The sequence below is a fragment of the Motiliproteus coralliicola genome (assembly GCF_003345655.1).
Taxonomy (GTDB): domain Bacteria; phylum Pseudomonadota; class Gammaproteobacteria; order Pseudomonadales; family Balneatricaceae; genus Motiliproteus; species Motiliproteus coralliicola.
In genome coordinates, this window is record NZ_QQOH01000004.1 from 346,576 (window position 1) to 361,304 (window position 14,729).

Here is a 14,729-nt window from a genome sequence, read left to right on the forward strand (position 1 = left end):
CTCAGGTCTCCAGTCCGGTGGTTTTGACGATGCAGTTAAAGTCGTCTTGATCGGGGATCGTCGGTTCACTGGCGGCCCAGATCTTGGCGACCTGCTCGGACAGCGGCAGCTCCAGTTCCAGATCGCGACACAGCTTTTCGGCCAGGCGTACATCTTTGCGCATCAGCTGCATCGTAAAGCCCGAATCGAAGCCGTTATTGAGGATCCAGCGGGGGAAGTTCACTTCGCTGACCGCGCTGCGGCCGGAGCCGGCGTTCAGGCCTTCCAGCAGTTTGGCCGGATCCAGCCCGGCTTTTTGTCCCAGTGCGACGGCTTCGGCGGTGGTGACCAGATGGGCGGCGCACAGCAGGTTGTTGATCAGCTTGGCGGCATGGCCGCTGCCGGAGGGGCCAAGGTGAACGGCCTTGGCGCTCAGGGCCTCGATAAACGGCATCGCTCTCTGCAGGTCCGCTTCCTTACCGCCGATCACCATCACCATGGTGCCGGCGGCTGCCCCGGACGGGCCGCCGCTGACCGGCGCATCCAGCAGGGCGTGCCCCTGACTGGCCAGTTGCTCGGCCAGCCCTCGGGTGACGTCCGGCTCGGAAGTGGAGGTGTCGATCACCAGGGTCGATGGTTGGGCGGACTGCAAAATGCCATCGTCACCGACAATCACTTGCTTGACGTGCTGGGCGGTGGGCAGCGACAGCAGAATGATCTCGGTCTGCTGACACAGCTGCGCGATGCTGTCGACCAGGGTGACACCGATCGCTTCGGCCGCCTGTCGCTGGGGGACACCTAGATCGGTGCCGAATACCTCAAAACCGCCCCGCAGCAGGGATTGGCACATGCCATTACCCATACTTCCCAGGCCGATAACGCCAATTCTCTGTTTCACCATTTTTCGCCTCTGCGTGTTTGGATCTGTTTATTGTTGAGCACATGGCTTTGAGTCGATTGTTGCCGATCTCTTTGTTCGGAAGAATGTCTTTAAAATTTCTTTGTTGTTCTAATTTAGGCAACAAAAAGAAAGTCAGCAGCTTTTGGGTGCATACACAGCAGACCGAAAACCACGGATGGGTGAGTTACTGATCAGGCTTTAATTGAAGTGAGTTCTGAATTGAACTGAGCTGACTGATTATCGAAATCGGCGTTGCGAAATTGGCAACGCGAAAAAAAATCTTAGCAACAAATATCTTAGTACTCTCGATTAGCACCTTTAGGAAAGTGCAGGTTGATCTCCCGCAATATCTGTCTTTGGCAGTAAGTGACTAATCACTATTTTGGTCTGTCGCTGTTGCTTGTCGGAGATTCATCCGTCCTTGAACGCTTCCTACGATAACAACAAATCGGAGTGTTAATCATGCTGAAAACCCTGATCCAAAACCCCGGCGTTAAGCAAATTGCCGGTTCGGTTGCGCTGGCTGCGACCTTGATGGTCCCGACCTATTCCCATGCGGCAGACGAAGTTGTTCTGGCCCATGCGATGTCAAACGATCATATCTTCAATCCGATCGCCGACCATTTCATGGCTTCGTTGGCGAAGAACGCTCCCGATGCGTTTGAGATCAAATACCACCCGGGGGGTGACCTGGGCGACTGGACGTCTCAGTTTGAGCAAACCATCGCCGGCGAGATCGGCATGACGATGACCTTTCCCGCCACCGATTTCGACCCGCGATTGAACATTTCGATCATGGGGATGGTGGCCGACAGCTGGGACGATGCGGTCAAAATCTATGGCCCCGGCGGCTCGATGGTGGGGACCTATAACGAGATCTACGCCGGACTGAATATGAAATTGCTGGCGATCCTACCGGTGGATTTCGGCGGTATCGCGATCCGCAAGGGGATGGGCAAGGTGCCGGTCAACTTTCCGGAAGACGGTGCCGGCCTGAAGGTGCGGGTGCCGCCGATGCAGACCGCCATCAAACGTTTTGAATACCTGGGCTTCAATCCGGTGCCGATGCCGTTCTCGGAGCTCTACACCGCGCTGCAGCTGGGTTCAGTCGATGGGCGGACGTTCGGTCCGCCCTCTGAGATCTGGCAGATGCGCGATGTGCTGGAGACCTATGTCTTTTCACGGGATTACTTCGAGCAGGGTGCCTTTCTGGTCAACCTGGATTGGTGGAATGACCTGAATCCGGAGCAGCAGCAGGCCCTGCAGGCCGCCGCGGATGACGCCGCCAGCTGGGCCTGGCAGGAAGCGGAGCAGATCAGCGAAAAACTGATCGCCGACATCAAGGACTACGGCATCAACGTGGTTGAGTTGGATGCCGCCCAGCAGAGCAAGCTGCGCCAGATCATTCAGGACAAGGAGTGGACCTGGATGGAAGCGACCGTCGGTAAGCATCTGGTCGAACAGATTCGCGCCACCACCGCTGAGTAATTGCTCAGTCCCGTCAAAGGCCGGCAGCCTGTCGGCCTTTCGATTCTTTTCAGAGCCCGACCGGAGGCTTTGCCCATGATTTCTCTATTTGCCCGCGCCGATCGCTATCTGGCGCAGTTTTCCCGTCTCTGCCTGGTGGGTTTGACGCTGTTGCTGGCCGGTTTGATGGCGGTGGCGGTGTTTCTTCGCTATGTGATGGATCAAGCCTTTCCCGCCATCGAAGAGATCAGCATCCTGGCCGGTTTATGGCTGTATTTTATCTCGATGGTGGTGGTGACCCGCGAACGCAGCCACCTGACCGGCGGCATTCTCGACCTGCTCAATCTGAGTCCCCGAACTCGAGTGCTGATCAAGGGGTTCAATGACCTGGTCGGCTTGCTGGTGATCGGCTTTTTCGGTTTCTACGCCTTCAAGTACCTGCTGTTTGTCATGAAGATCAACCGAGTCAGCACCAACCTGGGTTGGCCGACCGCGTTCTGGGTCGGCGCCGCGATTGCCGGTTTTACCCTGATGGCGCTGTACAAGGTGCGCGACCTGTTTATCCACAAAAATTCCTACACCGAATTCGACAACAAATCGCCTCACCCAGCCGATGCGACGCTGGAGGAGATCAGCCGATGACAACCCTATCGATCACCCTGTTTCTGATTGTGACCCTGCTGTTGGTGGGGATGCCGGTCGCCTATGTCTTCGGCGTGGGGGCGGTCAGCTTTGTGTTGCTGACCGGGAAAAGCATGAGCTATCTGGTGCCCCACGCGTTCTGGCAACTGGGCAGTTTTGCGCTGCTGTCACTACCGCTGTTTATCATCGCCGGCGCGTTGATGGGGGCCAGTGGCATCTCCGATCGGCTGGTCCGCTTTGTTAATGCCTTTGTCGGGCCGATACGTGGCGGACTGGGATCTGTCACTATTGTCACCTGTGCGCTCTTTGGCGCCATTGCTGGTTCCGGCGCCTCGGCGATTGCGGCGATCGGTTCGATCATGATTCCGAAGATGGTCGACCAGGGCTATCCGCGCGGTTATGCCACCGCACTGGTGGGCTGCTCGTCGGTGTTGGCACTGCTGATTCCACCCAGTGTGCCGATGATCATCTTCGCCTTGACCAGTGGGGTGTCGGTGGCGGCGGCCTTCCTGTCGACCATTCTGCCCGGCGTGACCATCGCGTTGATCTACTGCCTGATCAACTATCTGTTTGTGCGTAACCGTCAAGGGATGAGGGTTGAAGAGAAGATCTCGTTGCCCGAGCGTCGCCGTGTCATTGCCGGTGCCAGCAAAGAAGCCAGCTGGGCGTTGCTGATGCCGGTGATCATGTTGGGCGGCATCTACGGCGGTATCTTTACCCCCACCGAGGCTGCGGCCGTGGCGCTGGTTTATACCCTGCCGGTCGGCTTCCTGATCTATAAGGGGCTGACGTTCCAGAGTGCCGCGACGGCGATTATCAAGGGGGCGGTCAGCACCGGCTCGATCATCGCGATGATCTTCTTCCTGTTCGTGATGAGTCGGGTGATGATCATGGAACAGGTGCCCCAGCAGTTGTCGGATTTCCTGATCGGGCTGTCGGATAACCCCGTCGTGATCCTGTTGCTGATCAATCTGATTCTGATCGGCATCGGGATGCTGGTGGACGATGTCTCCGGCAGCATTCTGGCCTCGATTATCCTGATGCCGGTGGCGCTGGATCTGGGTGTCCATCCGATCCACTTCGCCGCGATTGTCGGCACTAATCTGGGCTTGGGTAATATCACCCCACCCTGCGCACCGCTGTTGTACATGGCTGGTTCGGTGGGCAAATCCGCCTTCCACGAGTACCTGAAGCCGACCCTGCGCTTTATCCTGCTGGGCCATCTGCCGGTGGTATTGGCGGTCACCTTTATCCCGGATCTGGCACTGTTGTTGCCGCGCTTGGTGATGGGAATCGAGTGATCCGAGAGGTCGCTCCCCGCAGCCCCGACCCTGGGTTGGGGCTGTGAAGGGTACAGTTTGAAAAAAACGAGGGGTACAGTGGGGAAAGGCCGGCGGCTGGGATGACGGTTAAACCTGATTGTGGCTCTCAAATCACTGACGACTAAGGGGTAATCTGGCTCCATTCCAAGGTTTGATTAACGGCACAGCCGTTAAGGAGCTGTATCCCATGAGCGCCGGCCAAGCCGCTGCAACGTTGTCCGTGGGCGAGTCTGTCGCCGTATTAGATAACACGTCCTCTCAAAACCCCTCTGCCTCAAGGATTAGTCTATTGGGCCGGGTGCCCGGTAATGGCGCGATCTGGGTCGGCATCTTTGCCGAGATGACCGAGTTCGCGTTTATGTTCCTGATCTATTTTATCGCCAAGGTGCATTACCTGGAGTTGTTTGATCAGGGGCCGCAGCAGCTCAACACGACGGCGGGTACCCTCAATACCCTGGCGCTATTGACCAGCAGCTACTGCGTCGCCAAGGCGATGGTGGCGGTGCGCCGAAGTGACAATAAGGTGGCGGCTCGCTGGCTGTGGGGCACTATTGGCTGTGCACTGTTCTATCTGGCCGTCAAAGCCTGGGAGTATCAGTGGAATACCGAACAGGGGTTCGCCGCCGATACCAACCTATTCTTCACCGTCTACTACTACATGACCTTCAACCACTTCCTCCATGTAGCCTGGGGTGGTTGTGCGGTGCTCTGGGTGATCTTCCGCCTCAAGCGCGGAGCCTACAGCGCCGAGGATCATGAAGGGATGGAAGCGGTCGCCTGCTACTGGCACATGATCGATCTGGTTTGGATCATTATCTTCCCACTGCTCTATGTCCTGAGGTAAACGGCTATGACTCTTTCTTACACAAGAATGTTGGATGCTGTCTGGCTGCTGCTGATGGCGCTGACGATCGGTAGCGCACTGTTGGCCGAATCGGCCGATCCCAGTCTGCTGGTGACGTTGTTCGTGGCGATTTCGGTGGCCGTTAAAGGTGGATTGGTGGTGGAGCGTTTTATGGAGCTGCGAACGGCGCACCCCTATATCCGTTTCTCGATGGGGCTGTTTTTCATCGTGCTGCCGCTGTTGATGATGCTGGTGTTCCTGTTCCCGGAACAGATCGCGGACCTGACCCGAATCTAGACTAGGCGGGCCTCTCGCCTCAGCCGGCCCTTCGGGGCCGTACCCCTGCCGATCTCGCCGGAATCCCCTCCTGCGGGACTCAATTTGGGACCGAATTTTGGTCCCTGTCACAAGTTTGGCTACAAATTGATCTATTGTTTTGGATGCTGGCCACCGTAGCAGGAGGGCGTGCTTCTGCTGCAAGTGGGTCAGCATTTGAGGAAATCAGAGCTCGGAGTGGCGATCTGAGCCAAGCGGGAGTGTTGCGGGCCGATGGGCCAGCTGATCCGAGTAGGCCGGCTTTAACCGATTTATCGCGGGCCGTCACGGATCTGTTGTGAGCACTTCCGGGGCCATTTAACGGCGGGGCCGTTAAGGAGCTATGTTTTATGCGCGACAACCAAGTCTCCGAGGTGCTTTCCGTGGACCAGGCTGGCGTTGCGCTACCCACTTCGGCCGAGCATTCCGCCTCGGCCAATCCTGACGCTGCGTCAGATGCGATCACCAAGCCGAAACCGGGGCGGGTGCCGGGAAACAAAGCGGTCTGGTTTGCCATCTATACCGAGATGACCGAATTCGGGGTCATGTTCCTGATCTACTTTATCGCCAAGGTTCATTCTCAGGAGATGTTCGATCAGGGGCCGCAGCAGCTCAATACCCTGGCCGGCACGCTCAATACCCTGGCCATGCTGAGCAGCAGCTTCTGCGTCGCACGGGCGATGGTAGCGATCCGGCGCGATGCCGTGCGCGAATCGATTCGTTGGCTCTGGGGCACCATCGGCTGCGTACTGTTCTATCTGGTGGTGAAAATCTGGGAGTACCTGTTGAATGCCGAGCATGGTTTCTCGGTTTATACCAACCTGTTTTTTACCGTCTATTACTACCTGACCTTCAATCACTTTATCCATGTGATCTGGGGTGGCGGCGCGATCCTTTGGGTGATTATCCGGCTCCATTACGGCGCCTACAGTGCCAAGGACCACGAAGGGATGGAAGCGGTGGCTTGCTACTGGCACATGATCGATCTGGTGTGGATCGTGATTTTCCCGCTGGTCTACGTGTTGAGGTAACTGGGTTATGTTCGCTTCCTATTCCAAGTTGCTGAACGGTATCTGGCTGTTGTTGATGGTGTTGACGATCAGTAGCGGTTGGCTGGCTGAGTCGGCCGATCCCAGCCTGTTGGTGACCCTTTTTATTGCGGCAACCGTGTCGTTGAAAGGCATCATGGTGGTGGAACACTTTATGGAGCTGAAATACGCCCATCCTTATATTCGGTTCTCGATGGGGCTGTTCTTTGTGGTGATGCCGGTGCTGATGATCCTAGTTTTCCTGTATCCGGAGCAGATTGCCGATCTGACCCGGCTGTAGTGATTGCGCGCCTGGCGCTGCTGATAGCGTTCTTCATCCCTCAGTGATTGGCTCTAGCGCTTCGCTGGTATAGCCTGAGGGCTTTTACAGTGATGATTGAGGGGCGGTGTGATGGCAGATTCGGACAGCTACTATTCGGCGGATGATGTGGCAGCGGTGGCCGAGATGCTCAAGCAGCAAAGTCTGGCCTACGATCAGCTGTTCGAGAACCTGGCCAAGCAGATGTATGTCGAGCTGCAGCGCAGCGACAGCGAAGGAGTGGGTTTGAGCCAGTGCTATCAACTGGCGGAGCAGGCCCTGAGTGATTTCCAGCAGCATTTCCCCAGCTCCGGAACCCTAGCCTGTCATAAGGGTTGCGCCCATTGCTGCCACCTGCGAGTCGAGACGCCGCCCCAGGTGGTGGCCGATATTGCCGCTTATATCCAAAGCCGCTTTAGCCCCGAGGAGCTGGATCAGTTACGGCAGCGATTGGCGCAATATCCGCAGCACCCCGAGCTGGCCTTTGAAAAACCACCCTGTCCGCTGTTGGACCAGAATCAGCAATGCTCAATCTATCCCCGTCGCCCGCCATCTTGCCGGGCCTTCACCTCACCGGATGTGGAGCTCTGTATTCGTTCGGTTAAGCAGGGCTCCCAGGTACCCCAGCAGCCGATCACGGTGCGGGTCTACCAGGCATTGACCAATGCGTTGATGGCGGTGGCGCAGCAGCAGGGGGCTGCCCAGCAGATCACTGTCCAGCAGGCCGCCTTAGTCCCGGCACTTCGCGCCGCGCTGGGCGTTGAAGCCTGAGCGCCGGAGACTGCGCTCAGCAGTCGTCAGCATGGAACATAGCTATCCGACTAATTGCCACAAGACCTGATGAATACCTTGCCTTAGAGTGACCCGAAGTTCTTTCAGGATATCGGGATGATGGCTGTATCTGCATCCAGACTATTAGCACTGATCATATTGCTGCTGGCGACCAGCGTGTCAGCGAAACCAGTATTGAAACTGGCGGCCACCGAATGGGCCCCTTACACCAGCGTGACCCTGGCCAGTGGCGGCGTTGCGAGCGAGCTGGTTACGGCCGCCTTCAATCAGGTTGGCTACGACGTCGAGGTGATGGTCTACCCCTGGCAGCGAGCCCAGCATATGGTCAAGCAGGGGGTGTTGGATGGCATGGCCATCGCTTGGTACACCGAAGAGCGTAATCTGCGCATGCTCTATAGTCGCCCCTATCTGAAAACAGAGATCGTGCTGCTGAAACATCGCAGCGATCTTAATACGTATGGCGACGAAGAGATGGAGGGCAAGCTGTTTGCGGTGATGCGTGGTTATGGCTACTTGGGTTCGATACCGGCCAAACACTACCGCACCAGCGTCTCCGACAGCCTTGAACAGAGCTTGCTGATGTTGGGACGCAAGCGGGTCGACCTGGTCCTCGAGGAACGCCTGCAGGCCCACCATAAGCTGGCGCTACTACCCCGCATCGACCGCGACAAAATACATTTCGGCCGCTCGCTGGAAGTACGGCCGCTGCACCTGACCATTTCGCGCGGTCACCCGCAACATCGTCAGATCATCGATGACTTTAATCGAGGCCTGGCGCTGTTGATCGAGCGGGGCGAGTACGCCAGGATTCTGGCGAATTATGAGCCAGCACCGCTGAGCGTGGCCGATTGAGTCTGACAAGGCCGGCGTTAATTCGATCCCAGCAGGCGCCGGATCAGGCGAGCCAGTAGGCGGTGACCGCTGACCAGGATCATCCCTGCCATTACCAGCATTGCACCGGTGATAAAGCGAGGCTCCAGGGTTTCATCTAGCAGCCAGGCGCCGAGAATGACCCCAAACAACGGGGTCAGGAAGCTGAAAATTCCCAGCTGTGAGGCCGGGTAGCGGCGCAGCAACCAGAACCATCCCAGATAGCTGGCAAAGGCGACCACCACGACTTGGAACAGCAGGCTTCCGACCAGCTCCTGGCTGAGCTGATAATCGGTTTGGCCCAGAAAAAATGCTGCCAGCACCAGTAGCACCAAGCCGGTCAGCAGTTGGTACAGCAGGGTTTGGGTAGCCGGTGCCTGGGACAGTCGGGAGCTGCGGATTACCACCGTGGTGGCGGCCCAGACCACCGCGGCCATCAATGACAGCATATCCCCGAGCCACTGCTTAGGGGGGCTGGACTGATCGGCTTCGCCACCGAGAAAACTGTAAGCGACCCCACTGAAGGCAGCAGCAACCCCGAGCCATTGCAGCGGACTGAGGCGTTCGGTGGGAAAGCGCCAATGCAGCGCCAGGGCGACAAAGATCGGCGCACAGTAGAGGAACACCACCGCCCGCGAGGCGGAGGTATGGCGGATCCCTTCACCCAGAAATAGAAATTCGAGCGTGAACAGCACCCCGGCGATCAGTCCCGGTTTCCAGGTGTCGTGACTTAACAGGGTTTCGCCACGCCACAGCATCAGCAGCGCCACCAGAATCGCGGCGCCACCGGATCGAATCGCGATCTGCAGCACCGGTGCCATGTCCAGTGCCACCCCTTTGAGCAGCACCTGCTGCAAGCCCCAGACCAGGCAGCACAGCAGCATCATCCCCATGGCGAGGCTGTCGATATTGTCTTGGCGGCTATCCATAGCTTGTTCTCAATAGATTGGCAGGGTATTCGGATGAAGCTGACGGGAACAGGTTTGAAAGGGCCTGTATCAGCGGGGGCACAGCATACGCCGATGTGTGCTCTGTTCCCAGTGATTGATGCGAACCTGTTGAGCTAACAGATAGAGAGCGAATCAGGCACCAATTCGACCGCTGATCAGCAGGCCCGCCAGGGTCCACATCATCGCGCACACCAAGCCATCAAGGATCTGCCAGGCCACCGGCTTTTTAAACAGCGGTGCCAGCCAGCGGGCGCCCAAGCTGAGGGCGAAAAACCAGATGCAGGAGAACAGCGCGGCACCGGCACCGAACCAGAACCGCTCGGCTTCCGGGTAGCGGCCGCCGATACTGCCGAGTAGCACCACGGTATCCAGATAGACGTGGGGATTGAGCAGACTCAGCGCCAGGGTGGTCAGCAGCGCCGAGCGCAGCGAGCTCAGGCCCCGCTGTTGGGTTTCCAGGGTCGCCGGTTTCAGCGCCGCCTTCAGGGCGTTGGCGCCGTACCAGAGCAGGAACGCGACTCCGCCCCAGGTCACCAGAGTCAGAATCAGCGGTGACTCGCTGATCAATACGCCCATTCCGGCGATCCCCAGCACGATCAGAATGGTATCGAGCAGGCTGCACACCCCGGCGATCGGCCAGTGGTACTGGCGTCGCACACCCTGGCTCAGCACGAAGGCGTTCTGGGCGCCGATAGCGATGATCAGTCCGGCGCTGGTGGCCAGGCCGGTAAAGAACGGGGTGGAGACGGCGGTCAGGCTAAGGCTCATGGCGGTGGCTCTACTGATTCGGAATTGGAATGAACGTCGAAGCTATGGCGCCAAGGTTAGGGGATCGCTTCTGGTTAGCAAAGCTAATAATATTTAATTTAAATTAATTAAATTAATACTAGCCAGCAATGTAGACCCGATGATCGATTACCGTCAGTTGCAGGCGTTTGCCACGGTGTTGGAGTGCCAGAGCTTCGATAAAGCCGCCCAGCGGCTACACCTGACCCAGTCCGCCGTGTCGCAACGGGTCAAACAGCTGGAAGAGCGGATCGGCCAACTGCTGATCGTCCGCAGCCAGCCGCTTCATCCCACTCCGGCGGGGCAGCAGTTGCTGCGCCACTTCCATCAGATCAAGCTGCTGCAGAGCGAACTGCTGGACGGGCTGGGTGATGCTTACGAGCAGGGCTTTACCCGACTGTCGATCGGTCTCAATGCCGACAGCCTGGAAACCTGGTTTATGGAGGCGATCGATCCGTTGTTGCAGCAAAGTCCCTTGCTGTTGGATCTGCGGGTCGATGATCAGGACCAAACCCATCACTTTCTGCGCCAGGGCGAGGTGATCGGCTGTATCAGCTCCAGCGATCAACCGATTCAGGGGGGCAGCTGTGTCGCGCTGGGGCTGACCCGATATCGAGCCCTGATCAGCACCGAGTTCCGTGATCGCTATTTCGCCAAAGGGGTCGATACAGAATCGCTGCTGCGGGCGCCGGCGGTGGTGTTCAACCAGCGTGATGAGCTGCAGGACCGCTATTTAAAGACCTACTTCGATTTTGAGGGGGATTACTTCCGCCACCTGGTGCCGTCCTCCAACGCTTTTGTTGAACTGATCGCCCGAGGTCACGGTTGGGGGATGGTGCCGGACCAGCAAAGTCAGGCGTTGTTGGAACAGCAACGTCTGGTCGAGCTGATTCCCGGAAATTGCATCGATGTGCCGTTGTACTGGCACTCCTGGAACCTGAGTACCGATACCGGCCGGCGCTTAACAGAGGTGATGATGGCCTACTGCCGGGCCCATCTGCTGCCGCTGTCCGACACGGATTGATCGAAGCCATCGCGGTTTGAAATTGACAGAAAGAATCTTCGGGCGTATATTTCGACGAATCGTCATTTAAGTTTGAGATATTCCGCCCATGAGTCCGCGCGCCCTGGATCAACACAGCCTGAAACAGCGAGAGCTCGAGATCATCGAGGCGGCGCTGCGTCTGCTGGAACAGGTCGACGTATCGCAGCTGACGATGGACAAGGTGGTGGCCCAGGTGCCTTACTCCAAGGGCACGGTCTACAGCCATTTCTCCGGTAAAGAAGACCTGTTGGCGGCTATCGGCAACTATGCGATGCAGACAATGGCCGACCTGTTTGGCCGGGCCGCAGCGTCTGAAGGCAATAGCCGAGAGCGCTACCTGGGGATGTCGTTTGCTTATCTGGTCTATGCGCTGCTCAAGCCGACCCTGTTTCGGGTCGCCCTGTGCAGCAAGAGCCCGTCGGTGATCGGCAAGACCTCGCCGGAGCGGCTTACCGAGCACGAGCGGCTGGAAACCACGCTGATGGGGCTGTTCTTCGAGGTGATCGATGCCGGTATCGCCGAGGGCAGCCTGCAACTACCGCCACATCTGAACAAGCAGCAGATCAGCTTCCTGGGTTGGGCTGGCGGTTACGGCGCCATCATGCTGCTCAACGATGATTTGAATCAGTGCGGTGGGCGCCATGGTTTGTATCTGGAACGCGAGTATTACAACGCCTCGAATATCTTTATGGATGGCCTCGGCTGGCAACCGCTGTCGAGCGAGTACGACTACCGACAGGTGATCAATGCGCTGATGGAAGGGCGCTTTGCGGCGGAGATCGAAGAGATCCGCCAGCGTGGGCGCCAACTGGTGTTCTAGCAGCAACGACTTGACCGTTTTGGGACGGTCGAGTGTGAAGAAACAGGTGCGGTTAAGGCCGCATTTTTAAAGCTCTGATAATGACGAATTGTCAGAATAGAAAGCCCGAAAATTGATCCGATTTTCGGGCCTGAAAGACCGGCAATGTTCGCCGGAGGTTGGCGCTAACTTGCGCTTTTTTAACGGGTTTATTTCGACGAAACGTCGATTACGAGTTCGACGTTGATCAATAAGGAGCGAGCGATGCGCGATAGACTGTTCCGGTGGGTATTGGCCCACCCCGTCTGGGTTCTGCTGCTGGCCGTCGGCTTTGCGGTAGCCGCCACCATGGGGGCGCAGAAGCTGGTGTTCAAAGGTGATTACCGGGTGTTCTTCAGTGAGGAGAATCCACAGCTGACCGCCTATGAATCGATGCAGAAAATCTACAGCAAGAGCGACAATGTCGCCTTTGTGATTGCCCCGGCCGATGGCCAGGTCTTTACCGCTGAGCATCTGGAAGCGATTCGGCAGCTGACCGAAGAGGCCTGGCAGATTCCCTATTCGACCCGGGTTGACTCACTCAGCAACTACCAGCACACGGTCGCCGAAGAGGATGATCTGATCGTCGAGGACCTGGTGCTGGAGGATGCGCCGCTGGGTTTGAGTGATCTGGAGCGGATCCGTCGGGTCGCGACCACCGAACCGCAGTTGGTACACAAGCTGGTCGACCCTGAAGGTCGGGTCTCGGTGGTCAACGTCACCATTCAGCTGCCGGGTAAGGATCCGGTCACCGAAGGGCCGGAAGTGGCCACAAAGGTGCGCCAGCTGGTGGCTGACTTTGAAGCGGCCAACCCCGGTTCCAAGGTCCATCTGTCGGGGATGGTGATGATGAACGTGGCTTTCACCGAAGCTTCGCTGGCCGACAATGCGACCCTGGTACCGTTGATGTTCGGGGTCGTGATTCTGGCCATCGGCTTGCTGTTGCGGACCATCACCGGCACCGTCTCCACGCTGGTGATTATCATCGTCAGCATCACCTCGACCATGGGTTTGGCCGGCTGGAGCGGAATGTACCTGACCGGGCCTTCGGCCTCGGCACCGACGATGATTCTGACCCTGGCGGTGGCCGACTGTATCCATATCCTGACCACCATGTTCTACGACATGCGCCATGGTTCGACCAAGCGTGATGCGTTGATGCACAGCCTGAAGTTGAACTTCCAGCCGATTCTGTTGACCAGCGTGACCACCGCGATCGGTTTCCTGAGCATGAACTTCTCCGACTCTCCGCCGTTCCGAGACCTGGGTAATCTGGTCGCCACCGGGGTGATGCTGGCGTTTATCTTCTCGATTACGCTGTTCCCGGCGCTGCTGATGATGTTGCCGCTGCGGGTACAGGTTCGCACTGAGGAGTCGACCGACCTGATGGATCGGATCGCCAGCTTCGTGGTCAAGCGTCGTCGAGCACTGTTGCCGGGAATGACCGCGGTGATCATCGGCCTGAGCCTGTTCGTGCCCAACAATGAACTGAACGACGAGTTCGTGAAGTACTTCGATCAGAGCGTCCCGTTCCGTGCCGCGACCGATTTCCAGCAGGAGAACCTGTCCGGCATGACGGTGCTGGAGGTGTCGATCGACAGTGGCCGGGCCAGCGGTATCAATGATCCGGCCTACCTGAAGATGATGGACGAGTTTACCCACTGGTTGCGGGCTCAGCCGGAGACCGATCACGTCAACTCGCTCAGTGACACCTTCAAGCGGTTGAACAAAAACATGCATGCCGATGATCAGAGCTGGTATCGGTTGCCCGATAGCCAGGAGCTGGCGGCCCAATACCTGCTGTTGTACGAAATGTCGCTGCCGTACGGACTGGATCTGAACAACCAGCTCAATGTCGACAAGTCGGCGGTGCGCCTGATCGGCACATTCGAGAACGTCAGCTCTACCGCGATCATCGCGCTGGAAAGTCAGATCTACGACTGGTTTGCTCAGAATGCCAACTACTACGATGTCACCGTTACCAGTCCGAGCCTGATGTTCAGCCATATCGGCCAACGCAATGCCTACTCGATGTTGCTAGGCACCGTGGCGGCGCTGCTGCTGATCTCGCTGCTGCTGGGCTTGGCGTTGCGTTCGGTTCGCTACGGGGTGCTGAGTCTGATCCCGAATCTGGCCCCGGCCGCCGTCGGTTTCGGCCTCTGGGCGCTGTGGGATGGCCAGGTTGGACTCGGACTGTCGGTGGTGGTCGGGATGACCCTGGGTATCGTCGTTGACGATACGGTGCACTTCCTGAGCAAGTACCTGCACGCCCGCGACGACAAAGGCCTGGATGCCGAGAAAGCGGTCAAATACGCCTTCGGCAGTGTCGGTCGCGCACTCTGGATCACCACCCTGGTGCTGGTGGCCGGATTTATGGTGCTGGCTCAGTCGAGCTTCAAGATGAATGCGGATATGGGCCTGCTGACGGCCGGTATCATCCTGGTGGCGCTGATCATCGACTTCCTGTTCCTGCCGCCGCTGCTGATCAAACTCGATAACCTGCTTAGCGCCAAGCGCTACTCAACCCCCGGGCAAGCGCCCGAGGCTGTGAAAACCTTACCGGAGGTATCTACCGATGCTGCTTAATCAAACTCTGAAATCCAACGCCTCCCGCTCTTCCCTTGCTGGGGC

The 14,729-nt window shown here is 57.8% G+C and carries 15 protein-coding genes and 1 pseudogene; 12 read left to right on the forward strand and 4 right to left on the reverse strand.

All coding sequences use genetic code 11. The annotated features are described in order from the left end of the window. Position 1 precedes the first annotated feature (1 nt). Both DV711_RS19830 and DV711_RS19835 read right to left on the reverse strand, forming a co-directional pair. Positions 2 to 424, reverse strand: a complete 423-nt coding sequence (locus tag DV711_RS19830; RefSeq protein ID WP_341537599.1) for an NAD-binding protein — start codon at positions 422 to 424, stop codon at positions 2 to 4. Then, positions 401 to 883, reverse strand: a pseudogene (locus DV711_RS19835) (NAD(P)-dependent oxidoreductase); the annotation flags it as partial. The gene DV711_RS19830 and the pseudogene DV711_RS19835, both read right to left, overlap by 24 nt. A 459-nt stretch (positions 884 to 1,342) precedes the next feature. Between DV711_RS19835 and dctP the strand changes: the two are divergent. The 9 genes from dctP (at position 1,343) to DV711_RS15615 (ending at position 8,461) form a co-directional block, all read left to right on the forward strand. Continuing rightward, a complete protein-coding gene (dctP, locus tag DV711_RS15575) occupies positions 1,343 to 2,368 on the forward strand; it encodes a TRAP transporter substrate-binding protein DctP (protein WP_114696639.1) in 1,026 nt (341 codons plus the stop codon). Positions 2,369 to 2,443: 75 nt separating this feature from the next. Further along, positions 2,444 to 2,989 (forward strand): TRAP transporter small permease, encoded by a 546-nt coding sequence (locus DV711_RS15580; RefSeq protein ID WP_114696640.1) that lies wholly within the window; start codon positions 2,444 to 2,446, stop codon positions 2,987 to 2,989. Continuing rightward, positions 2,986 to 4,290, forward strand: a complete 1,305-nt coding sequence (locus tag DV711_RS15585; protein WP_114696641.1) for a TRAP transporter large permease — start codon at positions 2,986 to 2,988, stop codon at positions 4,288 to 4,290. Before DV711_RS15580 ends, DV711_RS15585 begins: the two co-directional genes overlap by 4 nt. A gap of 208 nt (positions 4,291 to 4,498) precedes the next feature. Then, positions 4,499 to 5,155: a cytochrome c oxidase subunit 3 family protein gene (locus tag DV711_RS15590; protein WP_207802655.1), complete on the forward strand. Its 657-nt coding sequence runs from the start codon at positions 4,499 to 4,501 to the stop codon at positions 5,153 to 5,155. Positions 5,156 to 5,161: 6 nt separating this feature from the next. Then, a complete protein-coding gene (locus tag DV711_RS15595; RefSeq protein ID WP_114696642.1) occupies positions 5,162 to 5,452 on the forward strand; it encodes a cytochrome C oxidase subunit IV family protein in 291 nt (96 codons plus the stop codon). Positions 5,453 to 5,820: 368 nt separating this feature from the next. Beyond that, a complete protein-coding gene (locus tag DV711_RS15600; protein ID WP_207802656.1) occupies positions 5,821 to 6,501 on the forward strand; it encodes a cytochrome c oxidase subunit 3 family protein in 681 nt (226 codons plus the stop codon). Positions 6,502 to 6,508: 7 nt separating this feature from the next. Next, complete coding sequence (locus tag DV711_RS15605; RefSeq protein WP_114696643.1) at positions 6,509 to 6,799, forward strand: cytochrome C oxidase subunit IV family protein; 291 nt, start codon at positions 6,509 to 6,511, stop codon at positions 6,797 to 6,799. Between the two features lie 111 nt (positions 6,800 to 6,910). Continuing rightward, positions 6,911 to 7,588, forward strand: a complete 678-nt coding sequence (locus DV711_RS15610; RefSeq protein ID WP_114696644.1) for a YkgJ family cysteine cluster protein — start codon at positions 6,911 to 6,913, stop codon at positions 7,586 to 7,588. Positions 7,589 to 7,765: 177 nt separating this feature from the next. Then, positions 7,766 to 8,461, forward strand: coding sequence for a substrate-binding periplasmic protein (locus DV711_RS15615; RefSeq protein WP_165840135.1), 696 nt, complete (start codon positions 7,766 to 7,768; stop codon positions 8,459 to 8,461). Between the two features lie 17 nt (positions 8,462 to 8,478). On the opposite strand, the gene DV711_RS15620 is transcribed toward DV711_RS15615, so the two are convergent. Together DV711_RS15620 and DV711_RS15625 are read right to left on the reverse strand one after the other, a co-directional pair. Further along, a complete protein-coding gene (locus DV711_RS15620) occupies positions 8,479 to 9,408 on the reverse strand; it encodes a DMT family transporter (protein WP_114696646.1) in 930 nt (309 codons plus the stop codon). A gap of 153 nt (positions 9,409 to 9,561) precedes the next feature. Further along, positions 9,562 to 10,197, reverse strand: a complete 636-nt coding sequence (locus DV711_RS15625) for a LysE/ArgO family amino acid transporter (protein WP_114696647.1) — start codon at positions 10,195 to 10,197, stop codon at positions 9,562 to 9,564. Positions 10,198 to 10,336: 139 nt separating this feature from the next. On the opposite strand from DV711_RS15625, the gene DV711_RS15630 reads away from it, so the two are divergent. From DV711_RS15630 to DV711_RS15640, 3 genes are all read left to right on the forward strand, one after another. Continuing rightward, on the forward strand, positions 10,337 to 11,239 hold the full coding sequence (locus DV711_RS15630) for a LysR family transcriptional regulator ArgP (protein ID WP_114696648.1): 903 nt from the start codon (positions 10,337 to 10,339) through the stop codon (positions 11,237 to 11,239). 88 nt (positions 11,240 to 11,327) lie between these two features. Beyond that, the gene (locus tag DV711_RS15635) at positions 11,328 to 12,080 is read left to right on the forward strand and encodes a TetR/AcrR family transcriptional regulator (RefSeq protein ID WP_114696649.1); all 753 of its coding nucleotides are present in this window, start codon (positions 11,328 to 11,330) and stop codon (positions 12,078 to 12,080) included. 243 nt (positions 12,081 to 12,323) lie between these two features. Next, a complete protein-coding gene (locus tag DV711_RS15640) occupies positions 12,324 to 14,684 on the forward strand; it encodes an efflux RND transporter permease subunit (protein WP_114696650.1) in 2,361 nt (786 codons plus the stop codon). Positions 14,685 to 14,729: the final 45 nt, after the last annotated feature.

What these genes read in the sequence shown, in the direction of transcription:
- dctP (WP_114696639.1), top strand. Translation starts at nt 1,343, where the DNA reads ATGCTGAAAACCCTGATCCAAAACCCCGGCGTTAAGCAAATTGCCGGT.
- DV711_RS15580 (WP_114696640.1), top strand. Translation starts at nt 2,444, where the DNA reads ATGATTTCTCTATTTGCCCGCGCCGATCGCTATCTGGCGCAGTTTTCC.
- DV711_RS15585 (WP_114696641.1), top strand. Translation starts at nt 2,986, where the DNA reads ATGACAACCCTATCGATCACCCTGTTTCTGATTGTGACCCTGCTGTTG.
- DV711_RS15590 (WP_207802655.1), top strand. Translation starts at nt 4,499, where the DNA reads ATGAGCGCCGGCCAAGCCGCTGCAACGTTGTCCGTGGGCGAGTCTGTC.
- DV711_RS15595 (WP_114696642.1), top strand. Translation starts at nt 5,162, where the DNA reads ATGACTCTTTCTTACACAAGAATGTTGGATGCTGTCTGGCTGCTGCTG.
- DV711_RS15600 (WP_207802656.1), top strand. Translation starts at nt 5,821, where the DNA reads ATGCGCGACAACCAAGTCTCCGAGGTGCTTTCCGTGGACCAGGCTGGC.
- DV711_RS15605 (WP_114696643.1), top strand. Translation starts at nt 6,509, where the DNA reads ATGTTCGCTTCCTATTCCAAGTTGCTGAACGGTATCTGGCTGTTGTTG.
- DV711_RS15610 (WP_114696644.1), top strand. Translation starts at nt 6,911, where the DNA reads ATGGCAGATTCGGACAGCTACTATTCGGCGGATGATGTGGCAGCGGTG.
- DV711_RS15620 (WP_114696646.1), bottom strand. Translation starts at nt 9,408, where the DNA reads ATGGATAGCCGCCAAGACAATATCGACAGCCTCGCCATGGGGATGATG.
- DV711_RS15625 (WP_114696647.1), bottom strand. Translation starts at nt 10,197, where the DNA reads ATGAGCCTTAGCCTGACCGCCGTCTCCACCCCGTTCTTTACCGGCCTG.
- DV711_RS15630 (WP_114696648.1), top strand. Translation starts at nt 10,337, where the DNA reads ATGATCGATTACCGTCAGTTGCAGGCGTTTGCCACGGTGTTGGAGTGC.
- DV711_RS15635 (WP_114696649.1), top strand. Translation starts at nt 11,328, where the DNA reads ATGAGTCCGCGCGCCCTGGATCAACACAGCCTGAAACAGCGAGAGCTC.
- DV711_RS15640 (WP_114696650.1), top strand. Translation starts at nt 12,324, where the DNA reads ATGCGCGATAGACTGTTCCGGTGGGTATTGGCCCACCCCGTCTGGGTT.